This is a genomic window from Streptomyces sp. NPDC088554 (genome assembly GCF_044752945.1).
Classification (GTDB): domain Bacteria; phylum Actinomycetota; class Actinomycetes; order Streptomycetales; family Streptomycetaceae; genus Streptomyces.
In genome coordinates this window covers 33082-54829 of record NZ_JBIVMF010000007.1, presented here as the reverse complement: position 1 = coordinate 54829, position 21748 = coordinate 33082, and the positions used below count along the sequence as shown (strand labels likewise).

The 21748-nt window shown below is 73.6% G+C and carries 18 protein-coding genes and 1 pseudogene; 10 read left to right on the top strand and 9 right to left on the bottom strand.

Features of this window, described 5'->3' with window-relative positions; genetic code table 11:
- The first annotated feature begins 89 nt into the window (after positions 1–89).
- The 4 genes from ACIP8W_RS10600 (at position 90) to ACIP8W_RS10585 (ending at position 4321) form a co-directional block, all read left to right on the top strand.
- Positions 90–863: an SGNH/GDSL hydrolase family protein gene (locus ACIP8W_RS10600; RefSeq protein WP_401947592.1), complete on the top strand. Its 774-nt coding sequence runs from the start codon at positions 90–92 to the stop codon at positions 861–863.
- Positions 864–960: 97 nt separating this feature from the next.
- Positions 961–2394 carry an adenylosuccinate lyase gene (gene purB / locus ACIP8W_RS10595; RefSeq protein ID WP_401947590.1) on the top strand — a complete coding sequence of 478 codons (1434 nt, stop codon included), beginning with the start codon at positions 961–963 and terminating at the stop codon, positions 2392–2394.
- Between the two features lie 7 nt (positions 2395–2401).
- Positions 2402–2932, top strand: a complete 531-nt coding sequence (gene mug, locus ACIP8W_RS10590) for a G/U mismatch-specific DNA glycosylase (RefSeq protein WP_401947587.1) — start codon at positions 2402–2404, stop codon at positions 2930–2932.
- A gap of 234 nt (positions 2933–3166) precedes the next feature.
- Positions 3167–4321 (top strand): ROK family protein, encoded by a 1155-nt coding sequence (locus ACIP8W_RS10585; RefSeq protein WP_401947584.1) that lies wholly within the window; start codon positions 3167–3169, stop codon positions 4319–4321.
- 112 nt (positions 4322–4433) lie between these two features.
- On the opposite strand, the gene ACIP8W_RS10580 is transcribed toward ACIP8W_RS10585, so the two are convergent.
- Positions 4434–5177 carry a GntR family transcriptional regulator gene (locus ACIP8W_RS10580; RefSeq protein WP_401947581.1) on the bottom strand — a complete coding sequence of 248 codons (744 nt, stop codon included), beginning with the start codon at positions 5175–5177 and terminating at the stop codon, positions 4434–4436.
- 201 nt (positions 5178–5378) lie between these two features.
- On the opposite strand from ACIP8W_RS10580, the gene ACIP8W_RS10575 reads away from it, so the two are divergent.
- The 3 genes from ACIP8W_RS10575 to ACIP8W_RS10565 all read left to right on the top strand — a co-directional run bounded on the left by ACIP8W_RS10575 (position 5379) and on the right by ACIP8W_RS10565 (position 9809).
- Complete coding sequence (locus ACIP8W_RS10575; RefSeq protein ID WP_402202658.1) at positions 5379–6314, top strand: hypothetical protein; 936 nt, start codon at positions 5379–5381, stop codon at positions 6312–6314.
- Positions 6315–6435: 121 nt separating this feature from the next.
- Entirely contained in the window at positions 6436–7833 is a 1398-nt protein-coding gene (locus ACIP8W_RS10570) for a GNAT family N-acetyltransferase (RefSeq protein ID WP_402150798.1), read from the top strand.
- 293 nt (positions 7834–8126) lie between these two features.
- On the top strand, positions 8127–9809 hold the full coding sequence (locus ACIP8W_RS10565; RefSeq protein ID WP_402202656.1) for a DUF885 domain-containing protein: 1683 nt from the start codon (positions 8127–8129) through the stop codon (positions 9807–9809).
- Between the two features lie 70 nt (positions 9810–9879).
- Here ACIP8W_RS10565 and ACIP8W_RS10560 read toward each other — a convergent pair whose 3' ends face one another.
- On the bottom strand, positions 9880–10251 hold the full coding sequence (locus ACIP8W_RS10560; protein WP_402150803.1) for a hypothetical protein: 372 nt from the start codon (positions 10249–10251) through the stop codon (positions 9880–9882).
- A gap of 86 nt (positions 10252–10337) precedes the next feature.
- Positions 10338–11057: a TetR/AcrR family transcriptional regulator gene (locus ACIP8W_RS10555; protein ID WP_401947570.1), complete on the bottom strand. Its 720-nt coding sequence runs from the start codon at positions 11055–11057 to the stop codon at positions 10338–10340.
- 110 nt (positions 11058–11167) lie between these two features.
- On the opposite strand from ACIP8W_RS10555, the gene ACIP8W_RS10550 reads away from it, so the two are divergent.
- Positions 11168–12238 (top strand): DUF3533 domain-containing protein, encoded by a 1071-nt coding sequence (locus ACIP8W_RS10550; protein WP_402150806.1) that lies wholly within the window; start codon positions 11168–11170, stop codon positions 12236–12238.
- A gap of 32 nt (positions 12239–12270) precedes the next feature.
- On the opposite strand, the gene ACIP8W_RS10545 is transcribed toward ACIP8W_RS10550, so the two are convergent.
- Genes ACIP8W_RS10545 through ACIP8W_RS10535 form a run of 3 tightly spaced genes read right to left on the bottom strand, consistent with a single transcriptional unit; the run spans position 12271 to position 17115 of the window.
- Positions 12271–15279, bottom strand: coding sequence for an AAA family ATPase (locus ACIP8W_RS10545; protein WP_402202654.1), 3009 nt, complete (start codon positions 15277–15279; stop codon positions 12271–12273).
- Complete coding sequence (locus ACIP8W_RS10540) at positions 15276–16442, bottom strand: exonuclease SbcCD subunit D (protein ID WP_401947562.1); 1167 nt, start codon at positions 16440–16442, stop codon at positions 15276–15278. Before ACIP8W_RS10540 ends, ACIP8W_RS10545 begins: the two co-directional genes overlap by 4 nt.
- A gap of 52 nt (positions 16443–16494) precedes the next feature.
- A complete protein-coding gene (locus ACIP8W_RS10535) occupies positions 16495–17115 on the bottom strand; it encodes a YigZ family protein (protein ID WP_401947560.1) in 621 nt (206 codons plus the stop codon).
- A gap of 63 nt (positions 17116–17178) precedes the next feature.
- Between ACIP8W_RS10535 and ACIP8W_RS10530 the strand changes: the two genes are divergently transcribed.
- A complete protein-coding gene (locus ACIP8W_RS10530; protein WP_401947558.1) occupies positions 17179–17589 on the top strand; it encodes a CoA-binding protein in 411 nt (136 codons plus the stop codon).
- Positions 17590–17686: 97 nt separating this feature from the next.
- On the opposite strand, the gene ACIP8W_RS10525 is transcribed toward ACIP8W_RS10530, so the two are convergent.
- The 3 genes and pseudogenes from ACIP8W_RS10525 to ACIP8W_RS10515 form a co-directional block, all read right to left on the bottom strand.
- Positions 17687–18253: a YbaK/EbsC family protein gene (locus ACIP8W_RS10525; protein ID WP_402202652.1), complete on the bottom strand. Its 567-nt coding sequence runs from the start codon at positions 18251–18253 to the stop codon at positions 17687–17689.
- A gap of 10 nt (positions 18254–18263) precedes the next feature.
- Positions 18264–18882 (bottom strand): annotated as a pseudogene (locus tag ACIP8W_RS10520) (helix-turn-helix domain-containing protein).
- A 110-nt stretch (positions 18883–18992) separates the two neighbouring features.
- A complete protein-coding gene (locus ACIP8W_RS10515) occupies positions 18993–19733 on the bottom strand; it encodes an acyltransferase (RefSeq protein WP_401947553.1) in 741 nt (246 codons plus the stop codon).
- A gap of 291 nt (positions 19734–20024) precedes the next feature.
- Here ACIP8W_RS10515 and ACIP8W_RS10510 point away from each other — a divergent pair, with 291 nt between their 5' ends.
- Positions 20025–21731, top strand: coding sequence for an ATP-binding protein (locus ACIP8W_RS10510; protein ID WP_402151341.1), 1707 nt, complete (start codon positions 20025–20027; stop codon positions 21729–21731).
- The last annotated feature ends 17 nt before the right edge of the window (positions 21732–21748 follow it).

The following is a 21748-nucleotide window of genomic DNA, read 5'->3' as shown; positions in this document are numbered from 1 at the left end:
CGCGTGGGCCGTCCCGTTACCACCACGTGGGCCGTCCCCGTAACCGCCGCGCGGGGCATGCCGTACCGCGCGGTACGATCGGCTCCGCCATGGAGATGAATGCCGAATACACCAGTTTCGTCGCGGTCGGTGACTCCTTCACCGAGGGCATGTCGGACCTCCTTCCCGACGGTTCCTACCGCGGCTGGGCCGATCTGCTCGCCGCGCGCCTGGCCGCCCGTACCCCCGGCTTCCGGTACGCGAATCTCGCCGTGCGCGGCAAGCTCATCGGCCAGATCGTCGAGGAGCAGGCCGGTGTGGCCGCCGCGATGCGGCCCGATGTGATCACGCTGGTCGGCGGGCTCAACGACACACTGCGGCCCAAGGTCGACATGGGCAGGGTGCGCGGGCTGTTCGAGGAGGCGGTGGAGCGGCTCGCGCCGGCCTGTGACCGGCTGGTGCTGATGCGCAGCCCCGGCCGTGACGGCCCGGTGATGGAGCGCTTCCGGCCCCGGATGGAGGAGCTGTTCCGGTACGTCGACGAACTGGCCGCGCGCCATGGCGCGCTGGTGGTCGACCTGTACGGGGCGCCCGTGCTCGGCGATCGGCGGATGTGGGACGCGGACCGGCTGCATCTGACCGCCGAGGGGCACCGCCGGGTCGCCGAGGCGGTGTGGCAGGCGCTGGGGCTCGCCCCGGAGGAGGACTGGCGCGCGGAGCCGGCGCCCGCCGTGCCCGCGCGCTGGCCGGCCCGGCGGCTGGACGACCTCCGGTTCGCGCGCCGGCATCTGGGGCCCTGGGTCGTACGCCGGGCGACGGGGCGTTCCTCCGGGGACGGACGGCCCGCGAAGCGCCCGGAACTGCTGCCGTACGAGACCTCGTAGGACGGCGGCGTGGGGCGCGCCACGGGGCACCCTTGGAGGAACGTACGAGGAAACGGGCGTAGCCCGGCTGCGTGAACCGCCAGTAGACTCCCCTCACGTGACTGAGAAGCCCCGTATCCCCAATGTCCTCGCCGGCCGCTACGCCTCGGCGGAACTCGCCGCCCTCTGGTCCCCCGAGCAGAAGGTGCGACTGGAGCGCAAGCTGTGGCTCGCCGTGCTCCGGGCGCAGAAGGACCTCGGGATCGAGGTGCCCGAGACGGCGCTCGCCGATTACGAGCGCGTCCTCGACCAGGTCGACCTGGCGTCGATCGCCGAGCGCGAGAAGGTCACCCGGCACGATGTGAAGGCCCGGATCGAGGAGTTCAACGCCCTCGCCGGTCATGAGCAGGTGCACAAGGGCATGACCTCGCGCGATCTGACCGAGAACGTCGAGCAGCTCCAGATCCGGCTCTCGCTGGAGCTGGTGCGCGACCGCACGGTCGCGGTGCTGGCCCGGCTCGGGAAGCTGGCCGGGGAGTACGGCGAGCTGGTCATGGCGGGCCGCTCCCACAATGTCGCCGCGCAGGCCACCACGCTCGGCAAGCGGTTCGCGACCGCCGCCGACGAGCAGCTCGTGGCGTACGGACGGCTGGAGGATCTGCTCGGCCGCTACCCGCTGCGCGGGATCAAGGGCCCGGTCGGCACCGCCCAGGACATGCTGGACCTGCTCGGCGGGGACACCGCGAAACTGGCCGAGCTGGAGAACCGGGTCGCGGGCCATCTGGGCTTCGCCCAGGCGTTCACCTCCGTCGGCCAGGTGTATCCGCGGTCGCTGGACTACGACGTGGTGACCGCGCTCGTCCAGCTCGCCGCCGCGCCCTCCTCGGTCGCGAAGACGATCCGGCTGATGGCCGGGCACGAGCTGGTGACCGAGGGCTTCAAGCCCGGCCAGGTCGGCTCCTCCGCCATGCCGCACAAGATGAACACGCGCTCCTGCGAGCGGGTCAACGGCCTCATGGTGATCCTGCGCGGCTACGCGTCGATGACCGGCGAGCTGGCGGGCGACCAGTGGAACGAGGGCGACGTCTCGTGCTCGGTGGTCCGCCGGGTGGCGCTCCCCGACGCGTTCTTCGCGCTGGACGGGCTGCTGGAGACCTTCCTGACAGTCCTCGACGAGTTCGGCGCGTTCCCCGCGGTCGTGGCGCGCGAGCTGGACCGCTACCTGCCGTTCCTCGCCACGACCAAGGTGCTGATGGGCGCGGTACGGGCGGGGGTGGGCCGGGAGGCGGCGCACGAGGTCATCAAGGAGCACGCGGTCGCCTCGGCCCTCGCGATGCGCGAGCAGGGCGCCGAGCGCAACGAGTTGCTCGACCGGCTGGCCGCCGACGAGCGGATGCCGCTGGACCGCGCCCAGCTGGACGCGCTGATGGCGGACAAGCTCTCCTTCACGGGCGCGGCGGCCGACCAGATCGCGACCGTACTGGCCCGGGTCGACGCGATCGTGAAGCAGCACCCCGCCGCCGCGGGCTACACCCCGGGCTCGATCCTCTGATCCCCGGATGACCCCCGAGGAACTCGCCGCCGCTCGCGGCCACGTCATCCCCGACGTGGCCGCGAGCGGTCTGCGCGTGCTGTTCTGCGGAATCAACCCCAGTCTGATGTCCGCCGCCACCGGCCACCACTTCGCCCGCCCGGGGAACCGCTTCTGGCCCGTGCTGCACCTCTCCGGCTTCACCCCACGACAGCTGCGCCCCGCCGAGCAGGGCGAGTTGCTCACGTACGGCCTGGGCATCACCAACGTCGTGGCGCGGGCCACGGCGCGCGCCGACGAACTGGACGACGAGGAGTTCCGCGAGGGCGGCAGGCTGCTCACCGCGAAGGTGGAGCTGCTGCGGCCGGCCTGGCTGGCGGTGGTCGGCATCACGGCGTACCGCACGGCCTTCGGCGAGCGAAAGGCCCGAATCGGCCCCCAGGAAAGGACGATCGGCGACGCCCGGGTGTGGGCACTGCCCAACCCCAGCGGCCTGAACGCGCACTGGACGGCGCGGACGATGGCGGACGAGTACGCCCGGCTGCGCGCCGAGCTCTGAGGGCCGGCGAAGCCCTCCGGGCCGCCCCGGGCACGTGCGCCGTCAAGGGCGTACCTCCGTTCAATGCCCTTTCGGGCAGGGTTGATCGACGGTACGTCTGTTTCGTGTGGTCTTCGGGGCATACAGCGGGGATGCGTCGCCGCCCGTCTCCTTCCGGGATCCGCCCGGCTCTCACGGGGACGCCTGGCACCCAGTAGCATCCGGCACACATACGCACGATCCGGGGGGACCTACGTGGGACGGCTGACCGGCGGGGACCCTTCGCTGTTACGGCGGATCAACTCCTCGGTGGTCCTGCGGGTCCTGCGGGACTCGCCGCCGCTCACGCTCACGGATCTGGCCCGGCTCGCCGGCCTGTCCCGGCCCACGGTCGAGGGGGTCGTGGAGGGGCTGATCGAGGTGGATCTGGTCGCGGAGTGCGCGCCGGAGGAGGGCGAGACCCGTAAACAGGGGCGCCCCGCGCGGCGGTTCAGGTTCCGGGCGGAGGCCGGGCATCTGCTGGGCATCGAGATCGGGCCGCACCGGGTGACCGCGCTGCTGTCGGGGCTGGACGGCAAGGTGCTGGCCGCCGGTTCGCGGGAGGTCGCGCAGACCGCCGACGCGGACGAGCGGCTGGAGCGGTTCTGGCTGGTCGTCGCCGATGTCCTGGAGGAGGCGGGGGTGGCCCGTGGCTCGTTGCGCGCGGTCGGTGTCGGCACCCCCGGGATCGTGGAGGCGGACGGGACCGTACGGCTGGGGACCGCGCTGCCCGAGTGGACGGGGTTACGGCTGGGGAAGCGGCTGCGGCGCTCGTTCGACTGTCCGGTGCTGGTGGAGAACGACGCCAACGCGGCGGCGGTCGCCGAGCACTGGCAGGGCGCCGCCACCGAGTCCGACGACGTCGTCTTCGTCCTGGCGGGGCTCAGCCCCGGCGCGGGCGCGCTGATCCGGGGGCGGCTGCACCGCGGTTTCGGCGGGGCGGCGGGCGAGATCGGCGCGCTGCATCTGCTGGGGCGCGGGGCGCCCCCGGAGCAGCTGCTGTCGACGACGGACAAGCCGCTCCAGCCGCTCGACCAGCGCGCCATGACGGCGGTCTTCGACCGGGCGGGCCAGGGTGACGTCCGCGCGCGGGAGGCCGTCGAGCGGTTCGTCGAGCGCCTGGTGCACGATGTGGCGGCGCTGGTGCTGGCGCTGGATCCGGAGCTGGTGGTGATCGGCGGCTGGGCGGCGGGCCTGGCCGGGGTCCTCGACCCGCTGCGCCGGGAGCTGACCCGGTTCTGTCTGCGTCCGCCGAGGGTGGTGCTCTCCCGGCTCGGCGAGGCGGCGGTGGCGACCGGCGCGCTGCGACTGGCTCTCGACCGGGTGGAGGAGCAGCTCTTCGCGGTGGAGGTGGAGGCGGCGGTACGGTGACGGCCCGCCGCCGGGCGGTGACGGCGGGCCGTCACCGTACCCCTCGTACCCCTCGCACCTCGCGTATCCCTCGTACCTCATGTGTCTCATGTGCCTCTGGCGCCAGGGGTGTTCAGGACGCGGGGCGCTCCCTCGGCGGGGTGTCGGCGGACGGGTCGCCGGACTCGCCGAAGGTGAGCCGGCAGGTGTCGGCGCGGTAGGTGGCCACCGCGACGGCGGCGATCCGGCCCGCCGCCGCGTAACGCGTCGTCACCACCAGGACCGGGGCGCCCGGGAGCCGGTCCAGCTCCTTGGCGTCGTCCGCGCGCGCCGAGCCCAGCTCCACCGAGCGGTCCTGGCTGTCGAGGGTGAGCCGCCGCAACTCCCGCAGGACGCCACGGGCGTCGACGGCCGACAGCTCGGGCACCGACGAGGGCGGTATGTAGATCAGCTCGGCGGCGACGGACTGGCCCTGGGCGACCCGGATCCGGCGGACCGTGTGCGCCGCCTCGCCCGCTTCCGTCTCCAGCAGCCGGGCCACCGCGGCGGGCGGGGGCGCGAGGACGGAGTCGAGGGGCTGCCAGACCTCCTGCTCCGCGCCGGGCCATTCGAGGCAGGGCGTGGAGACATCCACGCTCACGCGCGGCGGAGCGACGGTCGTGCCAACGCCCCGGCGGCGCTGGAGCCTGCCCTCCAGCTCCAGTTGTTCGAGCGCCTGCCGGAGGGTGGCGCGGGCGACCCCGAACCGGGCTGCCAGCTCACGCTCGTTGGGCAGGATCTCCCCCACCGCGAAGTCGGTGTCTATCGCTTCGGTGAGCACCGTCTTCAGATGCCAGTACTTGGGCTCCGGCACCGTTTCCAGCTGCGTGGTCCCCACCCTGCTCCTCCGCAATCGCCGGACGACCGGCGGCTCTTGCCTGCCTTGTTTATGAAAGGTTCCTGCACTAATAAGTGACGATAGGACGACTCTTCGTGTTGGTCAAGACCAACGAAGGCACCAAACGCCCACCACACGGTCATTCACCACTACAGAGAGTGGGCGAACGGGGCGACTCCACCGAGCTGGTCAGGGTTACGGATGAGATGGACCTATTCAACCCGTCCCGTCCCTCAGCTCCAGCTGGAGAACGGCATCCGGCGCTCCGCCGCTCAGGAACAGCACGGCGGGGGCTCCGTCGAACTCCACGAACTACGCCTCGCACAGCGCCCAAGCGATCGCAGCCCCGGCTCGGCGCCATGGGCGCTCGTCGCGGCCGATCGCGAGAAGGAGCCTGCCCGCCGCCTGTCCACGCCGTTGCCGCCGGAGCGGCCCGGACCGCAGTGCTACCACGGGGAGGGCGACCACAACGGCGACCGGCTGGGGGTGCTGCCCGGGGACCGGGAGATCCTCGTGGAGTGGCTGCTGCACGAGGTGGCGGACTGCGCGGTGCACGACGAGCGGGGCGGGGCGTGGTGGCTGCCACCGCTCGCCGAGAGCGGCGGGCCCGCGGGCCCTTCGCCGCGCCGGGCGCTGGCGTACGGCCTCGGGGCCCGGCATCCGCAGGACCGGCTGGCGTCCGTGGACGCGCTGTTGGTGCCGGCGGCGCGCGGGGAGCCGGCCGGGCCGGTGGTGGGCGAGGAGCCGGCCGGGCCGGTGGTGTCGGACGAGGTCAAGGTCGACCGGCCGGCCGACTCGGTCCGTACGGCGGCGGCGACCGGCGCGTACGCCACGGTCCGGTCGGTGCCGAGCGCGGCGCTGCCCGCCCTGCTGCCGACGGGGGGGCCGGTCGACGGCCGTCCGGGCCGGGCTCGGGGAGCCGCCGGCGGTGGCCGCCGACCGCGCGGAGCGCTGTGGCGCGACCGGGGAGATATCCGGCCTGCCGGAGCCGGCCGGGCGCGGCGGTACATCACGGGCGGTGGCGCAGGCCGTTCGGCTGCCGGCGGCGTTGCGCCGACGGCCTCTGGTCGCGTTGCGCCGACGGCTGTGGGGCACGACGGATGCCGGGGACGACGGGTGCTGGGCAGGTTGCGCTGACGCGGCGAACATTCCACGCCAAATCTGATCGAAAGTGGCTTAAAATCGAACAAAACTATCCTTAACCCATCAGTCACAAACCGTTCGTGATCACGCAACACCATTCCGTCAGAGTGAGGTCATGACCCATGTGACTCCCGCGAAGAGCGCCCGCCGTCCGCACCACTGGCGGCGGGACCTTGTCGAGCTGGCCGCCCTGTTCACCGCCGTGGCCGTCGCCGACGCCCTGGCGAACATGATCGCGCACGGACCCGACGGGGCGGTCCTGCTGGTCGGCTCGGCCGTCGCCCTGATCGCCACAACCGTGTTCCACACCTGGTGGGCGCGGAGGCACGGACACGCCCCACCGGCCCCCGGCGGCGGCCCCGTGGCCGCCGCCCCGGCCACGGGGCCGGACACCCGGGACAGCGCGGACCCCGGGGACACGGTCATCTGGCGGATGCGCACCACCGTCCGGGACGAGCCGGGGAGTCTGGCCGCGCTGTGCGTCGCCTTCGCGGCACACCGCGTGGACATCCTCACCCTCCAGACCCATCCGCTGGCGGACGGCACGGTCGACGAGTTCCTGCTCCGCGCCCCCGCCACGCTCCAGGCCAAGGACCTCACCCGTGAGGTCGCGGCGGCGGGCGGCAGCAGCACCTGGATCGAGCGCGCCGACGCGCACGACCTGGTGGACACGCCGACCCGGGTGCTGGGCCTCGCCACCCGTACCGCCCTGGACGCCGCCGAACTCCCGCTTGCGCTGCGCCAGTTGCTGGGCCGTTGCACAATCCGCTCGCGCCCCGCCGTATCGGTCACCGGCCGGTCCGCCGGGGAGGGCGCGCCCGTCGAGGGCGTGCTCGACGGTACGGAGATGCGGCTGCGCGACCCGAACGGCGGCAGCATCAGCGTCGAGCGCCCCTATCTCCCCTTCACCCCCACCGAGTTCGCCCGCGCCCGCGCCCTGGTCGAGCTGGACGCCCGGCTCGGTCCGCGTATCCCGCGCAGCCAGGACGTACTGACCCTCCCCGAGGGCGAGGAGATCACCGTCCGCCGCGCCGACGGCGACGACCTCGACGCCGCCCTCGCCATGCACGGCCGTTGCTCGGAGCGGACCCTCGGGCTGCGCTACCACGGCCCGGTCGATGACGCCGACCGCTATCTGACCCATCTGCTCAGCCCCCGCTTCGGACGCACCCTCGCCGTCCAGACCTCCTCCGGCCGGCTGATCGCGCTCGGGCATCTCCTCTGGGACGGTGACGAGACCGAGGTCGCGCTGATCGTCGAGGACGGCTGGCAGCGGCGCGGTATCGGCTCCGAGCTGCTGGGCCGGCTGGTCGCGCTCGCCGTCGAGGCCCGCTGCGGCAGCGTGTACGCGGTCACCCAGGCATCCAACACGGGCATGGTCGCCACCATGCGGGACCTCGGGCTGCCGCTGGACTACCAGATCGACGAGGGCACCCTCGTCATCACGGCCCGGCTGGAACAGGGTCCCGTGGGGGCGTCGCTCCCCTTCGGCCCCGGCCGCGCCGAAAGCTGACCCCTCCGCGCCGAGGCCGGTACGGGAAGCCCAGGTCATCCCGTACCAAGCCCAGACCCCCGGACCGGACCGCACCGGACCCAAAACCGCACCGCACCGCACCGCACCGCACCGCACCGCACCGGGAACGTACCGATTAGATCCGGCCAATCCCGGCCGTGGCACGCCGCCCCGCGCGCCACGGCCGTGCAGGCCCCTCCCCGGCCCGCGCCACCGCTCTCATCAGCCAACCCGGCGTCCCCCGCGCCGACATGGGTGTGACGGCAGCGGTACCCGTCGGTGAGGATGGCCGCATGTCAGACAGAGCCGGCAGTGCGCTGCCCCGTCAGGTCGCCGACGCCTACGTCGACGCGCTGATCCAACTCGACCCCATCACCGGCACCTATCTGGGCGTGGCGGAATCCTCCTCCCGCCTCCCCGACTTCTCCCCCGCCGGACAGCAGGCCCTCGCCGATCTCGGCCGCGCGACCCTCGCCCGGCTCGACGAGGCGGAGACCCGGCCCGGCGCCGACAGCGACGCCGAGCGCCGCTGCGGCAGGCTGCTGCGCGAGCGGCTCACGGCCGAACTCGCCGTCCACGACGCCGAGGAGGGGCTGCGTACGGTCAGTAACATCCACTCGCCCGCGCACGCGGTGCGCGACATCTTCAGCGTGACCCCGGCCGAGACCGACGAGGACTGGGCGGCCATCGCCGAGCGGCTGCGCGCCGTGCCCGGCGCTCTGGCCGGTTTCCGCGCCTCGCTCGCCCTGGGCCTGGAGCGCAAGCTGCCCGCGGGCCCCCGCCCCACCGCGACCTTCATCGAGCAGCTGACCGAGTGGGCGGGTGAGGAGCGGGGCTGGTTCGAGGAGTTCGCCGCCGCGGGCCCCGACTCCCTCCGTACCGAACTGGACAGTGCCTCCCGCGCCGCCACCGAGGCGGTCACCGGGCTGCGCGACTGGATGCGCGACGTGTACGCGCCCGCCGTCGAGGGCGCGCCCGACACCGTGGGCCGGGAGCGCTACGCGCGCTGGGCGCGGTATTTCAACGGCACCGATCTGGATCTGGACGAGGCGTACGCGTACGGCTGGTCCGAATACCACCGGCTGCTCGCCGAGATGCGCACCGAGGCCGCGAAGATCCTGCCGCACGCGGATCCTTGGGAGGCGCTCGCGCACCTCGATGTGCACGGCAAGCACATCGAGGGGGTCGACGAGGTGCGCGAGTGGCTCCAGTCCCTGATGGACGAGGCGATCGAGGCGCTGGACGGCACCCACTTCGAACTCGCCGAGCGGGTACGGAAGGTGGAGTCCCGGATCGCCCCGCCGGGCGGCGCCGCCGCCCCGTACTACACGGGCCCCTCCGAGGACTTCTCCCGCCCCGGCCGCACCTGGCTGCCGACCATGGGCGAGACCCGCTTCCCGGTGTACGACCTGGTGTCGACCTGGTACCACGAGGGCGTCCCGGGCCACCACCTCCAGATCGCGCAGTGGACGCATGTCGCCGATCAGCTCTCCCGCTACCAGGCGTCGGTCGGCCAGGTCAGCGCCAACGCCGAGGGCTGGGCGCTCTACGCGGAGCGGCTCATGGACGAGCTGGGCTTCCTGCCGGACGCGGAGCGCCGGCTCGGCTATCTGGACGCGCAGATGATGCGCGCCTGCCGGGTGATCGTGGACATCGGCATGCATCTGGAGCTGGAGATCCCGGCGGACTCGTCGTTCCACCCGGGCGAGCGCTGGACGCCGGAGCTGGCCGAGGAGTTCTTCGGCAACCACAGCGGCCGCCCGGCGGACTTCGTCCGCAGCGAGCTGACCCGCTATCTGTCGATGCCGGCCCAGGCCATCGGCTACAAGCTGGGCGAACGCGCCTGGCTGCTCGGCCGGGAGAACGCCCGCGCGGCACACGGCGACGCGTTCGACGCGAAGGCCTGGCACATGGCGGCCCTGTCCCAGGGCTCGCTGGGGCTGGACGATCTGGTGGACGAGCTGTCCAAGCTCTGACCCGGTGATACGGCACGACGGCGGCCAGGATCAGAGCCGGTTCACCCGGCGGGCTCCCGGCCGAGAGCCATCAACCCGGCCGCCGTCGGCCCGAAGCCGCAGCTCGCGCAGAACGGCGCGAGCCGGGCCTCGTAGTCCACCTGCGGCCACCGCGCCCCGCTCGCGCGCCCCGTCCACCGCCGTCCGTACGAGAAGACGGCCGGGCCGGGCGGCAGCGCTCATCGGGGCGCACGGTGGGGTTGAGCAGAAAAGCGTGGAGCCCGCCGCCCCCGGCGACATCGACGTACCCGATGAGCACATCGTCGCGCCGGGCCGCGACCCACAGCAGGCTGCGGGCGTGCACCGGCCCGAAAGAGGTCGCGCGACGGCCGGGCCGGGCGGCGGCGAAGAGCGCGTTGACCTCGTCGTCGGCCAGGGCCGGACTGACCTCAGATCGCGGCACGGCTCCGCCCGGGCGGGCGGTTCGGGGAGGGGCACCATGCGGACTGCGTCCTCGGGGGCGGCCGGGGAGTTCGGTGCGGCCGATGTCTACTGTTCCAGCATCTCGATCGTCGCCGCCATGAGTTTTTCGTGCAGCCGGGGCAGCTCGCCGTTGTCCGGTTCCAGGACTTCCTGGCTGGTCATGCCGTCCCGTACCGCGAGCATCGCGCGCACGGTCTGTTCCAGCCGCTCGTCGGTGGCCTCGTGGCCCAGACCGCGCAGCGCGGCCCTGACCACCGGGATCAGCGCCTCCCGCTGGGTGCGCCGGTGCGCGGTGAACGCCTCGGCGGCCTCGGGGTGGCGGATGGCGTGCGCGGTGAACTCCAGGTGGAGCAGATGGGCATCGCGGTCGATGGCGAGCGTGGCGACGACCCGGGTGACCGCCTCGACCAGCCGCGACATGCCCGGGGGCTGATCGGTGTCCGGTCCGGCGGCCGTCGTCAGCTCGGTCACCGCCGCCGCCGCGGCGGCCTCGATGGTACGGATCAGCTCGGCGCCCCGTACCGCGTACAGCGCCAGGATCAGCTCGTCGAGGGTCTTGAAGTTGGAGTAGAAGGCGCCACGCGTATACCCGGCGCGGGCGCACACATCGTCGATCGAGGCCCGGCCGAGCCCCTTCTCGGCGAACACCTCCGACGCGGCGGCGAAGAGCTGGGCGCGTGTCTCGGCCCGGCGCTTGGTGACGCGGGCCGGTTTCCCCGAGGTCTTGGGCGGCGAGGTCTTGGACGGCTTTCTCGGGGCTTCGGACGGCTTGGCGGAAGCAGGCATGGTCGCACTCCAACTTGCGATTCATTTTTGAATCGGATACATAATCGTATTCGATGATTGAACCCGGTCGGGCCGGTCATCCCCGCATCCCCCACCCGAAGGGTCCAGTCATGAGCGCGCCAGCCGAATCGAGCCTCCAGGAGACCGAGGAGCCACTGCCTGCGAAGCAGGGCTTCCTGTCCGAACTCCAGGACGCCGTGCAGCTCCGCACGGTGCTCCTGCTCGTCGGCGTCCTCGTCCTGCAATTCGGCTTTATTTTGTCCTACATAGGCGCGTTTCATTCCCCGAAGCCGCACAAGATCCCGATCGCCGTCGTCGCCCCCGCCCAGGTCTCCGCCCAGACCGTCAGCGGGCTCAACACGATCGCCTCCACCCCGGTCGAGGCCAAGCCCGTCGCCTCCCGGGCCGCCGCCGAGAAGCTGATCCGCTCCGGCGAGACCTCGGCCGCCCTCATCGTCGACGCGAAGAGCACAAAGGACACCCTGCTCGTCGCGTCCGGCGGCGGGGTCTCCGAGGTCACGGCGATCACCGAGGTGGTCACGGAGGCGGACGCGGCCCAGGACCGTACCGTCACCGTCCAGGACATCGTCCCGCTCCAGTCCGGCGACGGCCGGGGGCTGAGCGGGTTCTACCTGGTCATCGGCTGGATCGTCGGCGGATATCTGGTCGCGGCGCTGCTCGGGGTGGCCGCCGGGGCGCGGCCGGTCACCACGCGGCGCGCGATCTTCCGGGTCGGCGCGCTCGTCCCGTACGCGATCCTCTCCGGGCTGGGCGGCGCGATCATCGCCGATCCGGTGCTCGGGGCGCTGACCGGGCACTTCATGGCGCTCTGGGGCATCGGCGCACTGCTGGTCGTCTCGGCGGCGACGGTCACCATGGCCTTCCAGTCGCTCTTCGGGGTGATCGGGATCGGGATCACCGTCCTGGTCTTCGTCGTCCTCGGCAACCCGTCGGCGGGCGGCGCCTACCAGCCGTCCCTGCTGCCGGCGTTCTGGCGGACGATCTCGGGCGCCCTGCCCAACGGCGCGGGCACCGAGGCCGTGCGGCACATCGTCTACTTCGGCGGGCACGGCATCGGCGGGCACCTCGCGGTGATCATCGCGTATGTCGTGGCCGGTACGCTCGTCGCCGTTCTCGTCCCGGCGGTACGGGCACGCCGCACCGCGCCGGAAGCCGGCTGACTCCCCGGCCACCCCGCTCCCCCGGCGGTCCGTCAGCGCGTGTGATCCACCGCGCGCTGACGGACCGCCGAGCCGTGCCGGTCCTTGACGATCTCCAGCTGGGCCGGGATCCGGCGGCGCAGATCCCCGACATGGCTGACGATGCCGACGCTGCGGTCGCGTTCCCGCAGCGAGTCCAGCACATCCAGTACCTCGTCCAGCGTCTGGTCGTCCAGGCTGCCGAAGCCCTCGTCGATGAAGAGGGTGTCCAGCCGTACGCCCCCGGCCTCGTCCGTGACGACATCCGCGAGGCCGAGCGCGAGCGCGAGGGAGGCGAAGAACGTCTCGCCGCCCGAGAGCGTCGCGGTGTCGCGCGCCCGGCCGGTCCAGGCGTCGACGACCTGGAGCCCGAGCCCCGACCTGCCCCGCCCGCCGGCCCGCGCGTCGGAGTGCAGCAGCGCGTAGCGGCCGGACGACATGCGCTGGAGCCGTACGGTGGCCGCCGCCGCGACCTGTTCCAGCCGGGCCGCCAGGACGTACGACTCCAGGCGCATCCGGCGTTCGTTGTCACTGGAGGTCCCGGCGGTGAGCCCGGCGAGCCGGGCCACCCGGTCGTACTCCTCGCGCACCGGGCCGAGCCCGCGCACCTCCGCCTCGGCCTGCCGGGAGAGCCTGCCCAGTTCGGCGGCGCGCTCCCGGGCGGTGACGGCGGCGGACGAGGCGGCCCGCAGGACGCGTTCGGCGGTGTCATGGACGGTCCCGGCCACCTCGACCCCGGCGGGCGGCTGTCCGGCGGCAGCCCGCGCGTCCGGTTCGGCGAGGCGCTCGGCGACCGCGTGGGCCTCGGCCTGCCACGCGTCCGACCGCCGCTGGAGTTCGCGCCGTTCGGCGTCGGCGAGCAGCGCCCGCGACGCCTCCCGCGGGGTGTCGAAGCCCGCCCGGAAAGCGGCGGTCGCCAGCCGGTCGTCGGCCTCCTTCAGCCGGAGCGCGGTACGTTCCACGGCCTGGGCACTGTCCGCCGCCACGCCGAACCGCCGCGCCCTGCGCTCCAGTTCGCCCGCGCGCTCCGCGACGCTGGCCGCCGCCCCCCTGGCCCGTTCCAACTGCTCCCGGAGTCCTGCCTGTTCGCGTTCGAGCGCGTCCCGCCGCGAGGTACGGGCGGCCACCCGCTGTTCCGTACGCCCCCGTTCCGCGAGCCGGCTGTCGTGTTCGCGCTCGGCGCTCGCGAGGGCCTCGCGGGCCGCGTGCGTACCGGCGCCGATCCGGTGCGCCTCGGTGTGTTCGTCTTCCAACTGGCGTGCGATCGAGGCGAGTTCGGTGACAGCGTCGTCCCCGGCGCGGGCGCGGGCGGTCGCGTGCTCCTCCCGTACGGCCGTGTGCGCGTCCTCCGCCGCCCGGCGCGCCTCCTCCAGTCGCCGATACTCCGTCAGAGCCCTTTCCTCGGCGGCCCGGTCGACCTGTCCGGCCACCGTCCGCGCGGGCGCGGGGTGTTCCGCCGATCCGCAGACCGCGCAGGGCTCCCCGGCCGTGAGCCGGGACGCCAGCTCGGCCGCCATACCGTTCAGCCGTTGTTCGCGCAGGTCGAGCCAGTGTTCCCGGGCCGCGCCCGCCCGTACGGACGCGTCGTGCGCCCGCCCGGCGGCCGTGGCGAGCGCCGCTTCGTGGGTGTCGCGGAGCCGGGCCGCGTCCCGCCGCGCCCGCGCCGGTTCGAGCTGTACGGCGAGCCGCCCGGCGCGGGCGGCTCCCTCCTGGGCGCGCTCGACCGCGCCCAGGAGCGCGTGGCGCCGGGGCTCCCAGCCCGCGAGCCACTCCGCCGCCTCCGCCAGGATCTCCTGGTCGGCGCGGGCCTCTCGGTCCAGCCCGGCGCGCTCGGCGGTGATCGCGGCGTCGCGTTCCTCCGCGCGTCCGGCCGCGTCGAGGGCGCCCAGTTCCTGGCGCGTCCGCCGTTCCAGCGAGGCGAGTTGCTCGGCCCCGGCGTCCAGGAGGTCGCGCGGGAGCAGTTCGCGCGCGCGGTCCCTGTCGGCGACGGCCGCGCGCTGCGCGCCGTCCGCCTCGTCGCGCAGCGAGAGCGCCGGGGCGACCAGCTCCGCCCGGTGGTCCCGCTCCAGCGCTTCGCGGGCCCGTTCGTACGCGGGGCGGCGGGCTTCGAGTGCCTCGGCGCGCCGCCGGGTCTCCGCGAACCGCTGTTGCAGCCTGGCCAGTTCGCGCGCGTCGTCCAGCGCGCGCCGCGCGGCGGCCGTCCTGCTCTCGGCGGCGCCGAGCGCGGATTCCGCGACGGCGGCCCGCTCCCAGGCGTCCGAGCGCGCGAGCGCCGCCCACTCCAGGACGGCCGCCGCGAGCCCGGCGTCCCCGGGTTCGCGCGCGGGCGGGGTCAGGGCCGAACTGCCGCCCGCCGCCTGGGAGATGCGCTGCACGATGCCGAGAAGCCGGTCGTCCCCGGCGCGCACCCGGTGTTCGGCGGCGCGGCGCAGCTCCGCGAGCCGCTCCTCGACGGCGGCGAACCTGCGCGTGTCGAAGAGCCGGCCCAGCAGTTTGCCGCGCGCCTCCGCACCCGCCCGCAGGAAGTGCGCGAAGTCGCCCTGCGGCAACAGCACCACCTGGCAGAACTGGTCCCTGCTCATCCCGAGCAGCTGGCGGATCTCCTCGCCGATCTCCTGGTGGGACCGGCTCACCGCCCGCCAGGCCCCGTCCCTCGGGTCGTACTCGCGCAGTCCGCTCTGTGCCCGTTCGGTGGTGAAGCCGGTGCCGGTCTTCTTGCGACGGGGCTGTGCGGGCCGTCGGCTGATCTCCAACCGCCGTCCGGACACGGTCAGTTCGAGGGTGACCTCGGTGGTGGTGTCCTCCGCCGCGTAGTCGCTGCGCAGGGTGACCCCGGGACTCTGCCGGGCGCCCGGCACTTCGCCGTACAGCGCGTAACACACCGCGTCGAGCACCGAGGTCTTGCCCGCGCCGGTCGGGCCGTGCAGCAGGAAGAGCCCGGCGGTGGCGAGCACGTCGAAATCGACCCGCTGGGTGGTGGCGAAGGGACCGAAGGCCGTCATGGCCAGCCGGTGCAGCCTCACGGGGTCACCTCGCGCACCGCCGCGTCGGTACGTACGTCGTCGAACGCGCCCCGCAGCACGGCCCGTTCGCGCGCGTCGGGACCCGGCCCGCCGCGTACATGCGCCACGAAGTCCTCCGCGATCTGCTGGTCGCCCCGGCCCGCCAGCCGTTGGGCGTAGGAGGTGTGCGGACCGCCGTCCGCACGGTCGGGCTCGAAGACCAGGCTGAGTGTGTACGGGAACCGGGCGGCCAGCCGGGCCATCGGCTCGGGCGGGCGCACGGGGTCGGTGAGCGTCGCCTCGACCCAGGAGTCCTCGTGCGCCGCCAGCCCCGGATCGGCCAGCAGCTCGTCCAGCCGCCCCCGGATCCGGGCCAGCGCGCGCGGCACCGGGCAGTCGACGCGCTCGGCCTCGATCTCGCCCCCGGGACCGAGGTCCACCAGCCACATCGTCTTGCGGTGGGTGGTCTCGGAGAACGAGTACGCGAGCGGGGAGCCCGCGTACCGTACCCGCTCGGTCAGGGTCTGCGCGCCGTGCAGATGCCCCAGCGCCGCGTAGTCGACCCCGTCGAAGACCCCCGCCGGTACGGAGGCCACCCCGCCGACCGTGATGTCCCGCTCGCTCTCGCTGGCCCGGCCCCCGGCGACGAACGCGTGCGCCAGCACCACGGACCGGGTGCCCGGCGCGCGTCCCGCGAGATCCGCCCGCACCCGCGCCATCGCGGCCCCGAGCACCGACTCGTGCGCCGCCTTGGCCACCTTGAACTCGTCGCGTACCAGGGCCGGTTCGAGATACGGCAGCCCGTAGAACGCGACCTCGCCATGGGCGTCCGACAGCAGTACGGGGGTGGCGCAGCCCCGGGGATCGGTCCGCAGATGGATCCCCGCGCGCCCGATCAGTCCCGCGCCGACCCCGAGCCTGCGCGCCGAGTCGTGGTTCCCGGAGATCATCACCGTGGGGACGCGGGCCTCCGCCAGCCGGTGCAGCGCGCTGTCGAACAGCTCCACGGCGCTGAGCGGCGGTACGGCACGGTCGTAGACGTCCCCCGCGACCAGCACCGCGTCCACCTCGCGCGCCCGGACCGTCGCCACCAGATGGTCGAGGAACGCCGCCTGCGCGTCCAGCAGACTCACCCGGTGGAACGACCGGCCCAGATGCCAGTCCGACGTATGCAGAATCCTCACGCGCTCCCCCTGTCTCCGGCCGTCACGTCGTCGGCCGGCACGCTCACGCGCCTCACGCGAACGCCTCCCCGCCCAGCTCCAGCCGCGCCGTTCCCGCCGTACCGTCCGCGAGCCAGGCGCGGAACGCCGGGAGGTCGGCCTCCGGCAGCCCGAGCGAGATCGTCACCGCTTCCCCGTACCGCACCTCGCGCACCGCGCGGCCCGTGGTGCGCAGGTCGTTCTCCAGCCGGCCCGCGCGCTGGTGGTCGACGGTGACGGTGGCGAGCCTGAAGCGCCGGCGGGTCAGGGTGGGGATCGCGTCGAGTGCCTCGCCCACGGCGCCGCCGTACGCCCTGATCAGTCCGCCCGCGCCGAGCTTGACCCCGCCGTAGTAGCGGGTGACGACCGCGACGGTGTAGCGCATCTCACGGCGCAGCAGCATCTGGAGCATCGGCGCTCCGGCCGTGCCGCCGGGCTCGCCGTCGTCGCTCGCCCGCTGCACGGAGGCGTCGGCCCCGATGACGTAGGCGAAGCAGTGGTGGCTGGCGGCCGGGTGTTCCGCGCGGACGCCCGCGAGGAACTCCTGTGCCGCGCCCTCGGTCGCGGCGGGCGCCAGCGCGCAGAGGAAACGGGACCGGTTGATCTCGGTCTCGTGGACGCCCGCGCGGGCGACGGTCAGGTACTGGTCCGGCATCCGTCCACCCTATGCGGGGCCGCGGGCGGGAATGGCCGGGGCGGGCGGCCCGTTCTCCTGTGCATGGACGCAGACGAAGAGACGATCCGCACCATCCTGACCCGGTCCGGGGACACCTGGGCCGTGGTGGGGCTGTCCACCAACCCCTCCCGGGCGGCGTACGGCGTCGCCTCGGTGCTCCAGCGGTACGGCAAGCGGGTCGTACCGGTGCATCCCAAGGCGGAGACGGTCCACGGCGAGCGGGGGTACGCGACGCTGGCCGAGATCCCGTTCCCCGTCGATGTCGTGGACGTGTTCGTCAACAGCGAGCTGGCGGGTCCGGTCGCGGACCAGGCGGTGGAGATCGGCGCGAAGGCGGTGTGGTTCCAGCTCGGGGTGGTCGACGAGCAGGCGTACGAACGGACGCGCGCGGCCGGTCTCGACATGGTCATGAACCGGTGCCCCGCCATCGAGATCCCCCGCCTCGACGGCTGACCCGGAGCGAGTGCCGCCCCGGAGCGAAGAGCGGATCCGGAGCGGGGGCCGACCCGAGGCGGGAGCCGGCCCCCGCCTCGGGAACGGCCCGTCCCCGTCAGCCGTCCCTCGGCAGCACGCCGAGCCCCTCGACCACCACCGCGCACGGCAGGCTCCCGAGTGCCTTGCCGGGGACGATCAGCTTGCCCCGGCGGCGTCCGCTGCCGATCAGGACCCACTCGGTGTCGAGCACCGCGGCGTCGACGAGCAGCGGCCGGCCCGTGGGCAGTCCGATCGGCGTGATGCCGCCGTACTCCATGCCCGTCAGCTCGGCGGCATCGTCCGTCGAGGCGAACGAGACCGTACGGGCGGCGAGTTGACCACGGGCCACGCCGTCGAGGTCGATCCGGGTGCTGGAGAGCACCACACAGGCGGCGAGGGCGTGCGCGCCGCCGGTGACCGTCATGACCACGCAGTCGGCGGACCGGCCGAGCAGTTCGGGGCCGTACCGCGCGCGGAAGACCGCCGGGTCGGCGAGTGCCGGCTCCGTGTCCACGAAGACCAGCAGCCCCACGGGTACCTCGGCGCGCCAGGCGCGTACGGCGTCGGCGACAGGTGGTGTGAGCAGGTCGAGGCATTCGACAGCAGGGGTGGCGTTGTCGAAATCTCCGAGGGGAGCACGCATGCGCGTCACGCTAACAGCCTTGTGAGGGGCGGGAGTCGGCTGTCGCGGCGTTGTCTCGGCGGACGGGCGGGATCGAGACAGACATGATCATTTCCATGGTGCCGGTGCCGTCGTTGCGGTAGGTGTGCGCCACCGACGCCTCGAAGACGGCGGACGCTCCGGCCGCCACCCGGTGCTCGGCGCGGTCCATGACGAGGGTGAGTTCACCGGCGGTCACATGGAGCAGTTCGGTGGTGCCCGGCGGGTGCGGGTCGGAGGAGCTGGACTCACCGGGCAGCAGCGTCCAGGACCACAGTTCGAGCGGGCCCCTCGCCTCCGTACCGACCAGCAGGGTGGTGCGGCTGCCCGCCGGGGTGGACCACATCCGTACGGCCTGCTCCTCGGGGACGATCCCGACCCGGGGGCCCTGCTCGTAGTCGAGGAGCGTGGCGAGGGAGACGCCGAGCGCGTCGGCGAGCTTGACCGTGGTGCCGACGCTCGGATTGGTACGGGCCTGCTCGATCTGGATGATCATCCCGCGGCTGACGCCCGCCCCGCGCGGCCAGCACGTCGAGCGTGAAGCCGCGCTCCCCTCGCCAGCGCTTGAGATTGCGGGCGAGCGACTGGGTGAGCTGGTCGAGGTCCGACACGTTCCGTCCAATACCGTCAGCGGGGATCGCCAGTGAGCCGCGTACACGCGATCAGCGGGCACGCCGCGCTGTACTCACCACCCCCCGGTCACCAACGGCCCCCGCCGGGCTCACGCATCCGGTTCCGGCCCGGCCGGCGCCCGCAGCTGCTGCGGGGTGACACCGTCCGGGATCGGCACCGGCGCGGGGGTCCGCAGCGGCGGCTGCCAGCCCCGGGTCCGGTCCCAGCTGCGTACGATCCGGGCGGGCGCCCCGGCCACCACCGCGTGGTCGGGCACCTCCCCGCGGACGACGGCCCCGGCCGCCACCACCACGTTCCGGCCGAGCCGGGCACCGGGCAGGATGACCGCGCCGGTGCCGAGCCAGCAGCCGGGGCCGATCTCGACCGGTTCCGTGCGGGGCCACTGCTTGCCGATGGGCGTCTGCGGGTCGTCGTAGCTGTGGTTGGTCGAGGTGATGTAGACATAGGGCCCGCAGTAGGTGTCACGCCCTATCGTCACGGTGGTGTCGGCGATGACATGGCTGCCCCGGCCGAGGACGACCCCGTCGCCCAGGGTCAGGATCGTCCCCGCGCCGAGGTCGAGGTCGGGCATCATGCCCGCGGTCAGCGTGACCTGCTCGCCGATGACGCAGTGGTCGCCCAGCTCGATCCACGGTTCACCGAAGACGGTGCCCTGCGGGAAGGCGAGCCGGGTGCCGGTGCCGATCCGGCGGAAGCGCAGCCGCCCCGGGCGCTCGGCGCTGACCGCGCCCGCGTCCTGGACCCACTTCCAGCCGCGCTGGACGGCGCGGGAGGCGAGGGAGCGCCGCCAGGCGGTCAGCGAGGAGAGCGGCTCTCTGTTCTTCGGCACGCGCACACCGTAGTCCGCGCGGACCGCGCCGATCGTCGCCACGGGCTGTGACGTTCACCCCAACGCCGTTCCGGCCCCGCGTACCGACTACCACGACACCCCCACCCCACGGGCCGATTCGGCATGAAATCACCTGTTGTGTGGGCTCCGGCCGTTCAGCCGGTTCCGGCCCCCCGCTCCGTGGCAGCATGAGCGCCTCATGTGGTGCGGAAGCCCCCGTATCCACCCGCACCACCCGCACCACCCGCAGTCGAGATTCCCCCACCGCACTCAAGTACGAGGGACCGCGGAATGCCAGTGCCTGTCGCCCCCAGCCCGCGCCGCATACGCCGACCACGGCCGTTGCCGCTCACCGTCCCGCTGGCGCTGCTGGTCGTGGCGGGAGCGGTCGGCTGCGCGGTGGCCGCCGAGGCGCCCGCACCGGCCCGGACCTGGGTGGCCGTCACGATCGTGATCGCCTGGACCTGGGTGGCCGTCACCGCCGTCACCGCGGCGCTGCTGCTGCGGCGCGGCCGGCGCGGCGCGGTCATGACGGAGAGCGAGAGCAGAACGGCCAGGAGCCAGCTGACCCAGGTCGGCGCCGACTCCGCGCAGCTGCTCAACGTCACCCTGCCCGCGGTGGTCGCCCGACTCCGGGACGGGGTGAGCGCCGAGGACGCGCTCGCCGCCACGCCCTCGCCCACCGACGCCCAGCTCCGCCGCGTCCTGGAGGTCTTCGCCGCCGAGGTCGCGCACTCCGAGGAGCGGGCGGCGCGGGCGGTCGAGGACCGGGACGCCGCCGTCGCCCAGCTCACGAAGGCGGCCGACGATCTGGACCTGGTGACCACCAAGACGCTCCCCGGGGCGCTCCACGGGCTGCGCTCCGGCGGCTCCGCCGACACCGTGCTCGCCACCGTCGAACCGCCGGACGATCCCCGGCTGCGGGTCCTGGTGGACGCGGTGGTCAGGGACTTCGCGATCAGCGAGCGCCGGGCCACCGCCGCCCAGGTGGCCAGCGCCAAGGCGCTCAGCCGGGTGCAGGCCAAGGCCGTCAGCATGCTGGCGGACCTGCGCGAGATGCAGGACCGGCACGGCGAGGAGGTCTTCGGCGACCTGCTCAGGCTCGACCACAACACCTCGCAGCTGGGCCTGCTGACCGACCGGCTCGCCCTGCTGATGGGCGGCCGGGCCAGCCGCGCCTGGAACAAGCCGATCGGCATGGAGTCGATCCTGCGCGGCGCGGTGGGACGTATCGCCGCCTATCAGCGGGTACGCCTGCACTGCTCCAGCGGCGCGGCCATCGCCGGGTTCGCCGCCGAGCCCGTGATGCACCTCCTCGCCGAACTCATGGACAACGCGGCGAACTTCTCCCCGCCGATCGACGAGGTCCATGTCTATGTCGAGGAGCGCACCGCGGGCATCGTCGTGACCATCGAGGACAGCGGGCTGAAAATGGCCGCGGCGGCGATGCGGCGGGCCGAGGAGTCCGTGTCTGGCCGCGTCACCGACCTGGCGCACCTCCAGGGCACCCGGCTCGGTCTCGCCGTGGTCGGCCGGCTGGCCGCCAAGTACCACATCAGCGTCAACTACCGGCCCTCCTCGCGCGGAGGTACGGGCGTGGTGGTCCTCTTCCCGCCCCAGCTCCTCGCCCAGCAGCGCGGTATGGCCCCGGAACAGTCCCTGCGGCGCCCGGACCCGGAGACGACGATGCCCTCACCGCCCGTACCCCGGGTCAGCCCCGTCCCGCACCACACCCCGCCGCTCCCGTCGACCACCCCCGACCGGTCGCTGCCCGCCCCGTCGGCACCGGGCGGCGGGCCCCGGGTGGCCACCCCCGGCGGGCTGCCGGTACGGCCGCCGGGCCGCACGATGGCCGCCTCCGACCGGGGCAGGCCGCTCCCGGGTACGGAGCCGGAAGGCGGCGGGATAGCGGCCGGCAGTGACGCGGGCACCCAGTTCGGGGCCTTCCACCGGGCACGCCGCTCCCCCGAGGATCCGGCCGACGCGCCGGCGGAGTAGGGCCCGCCGGTGCCCGT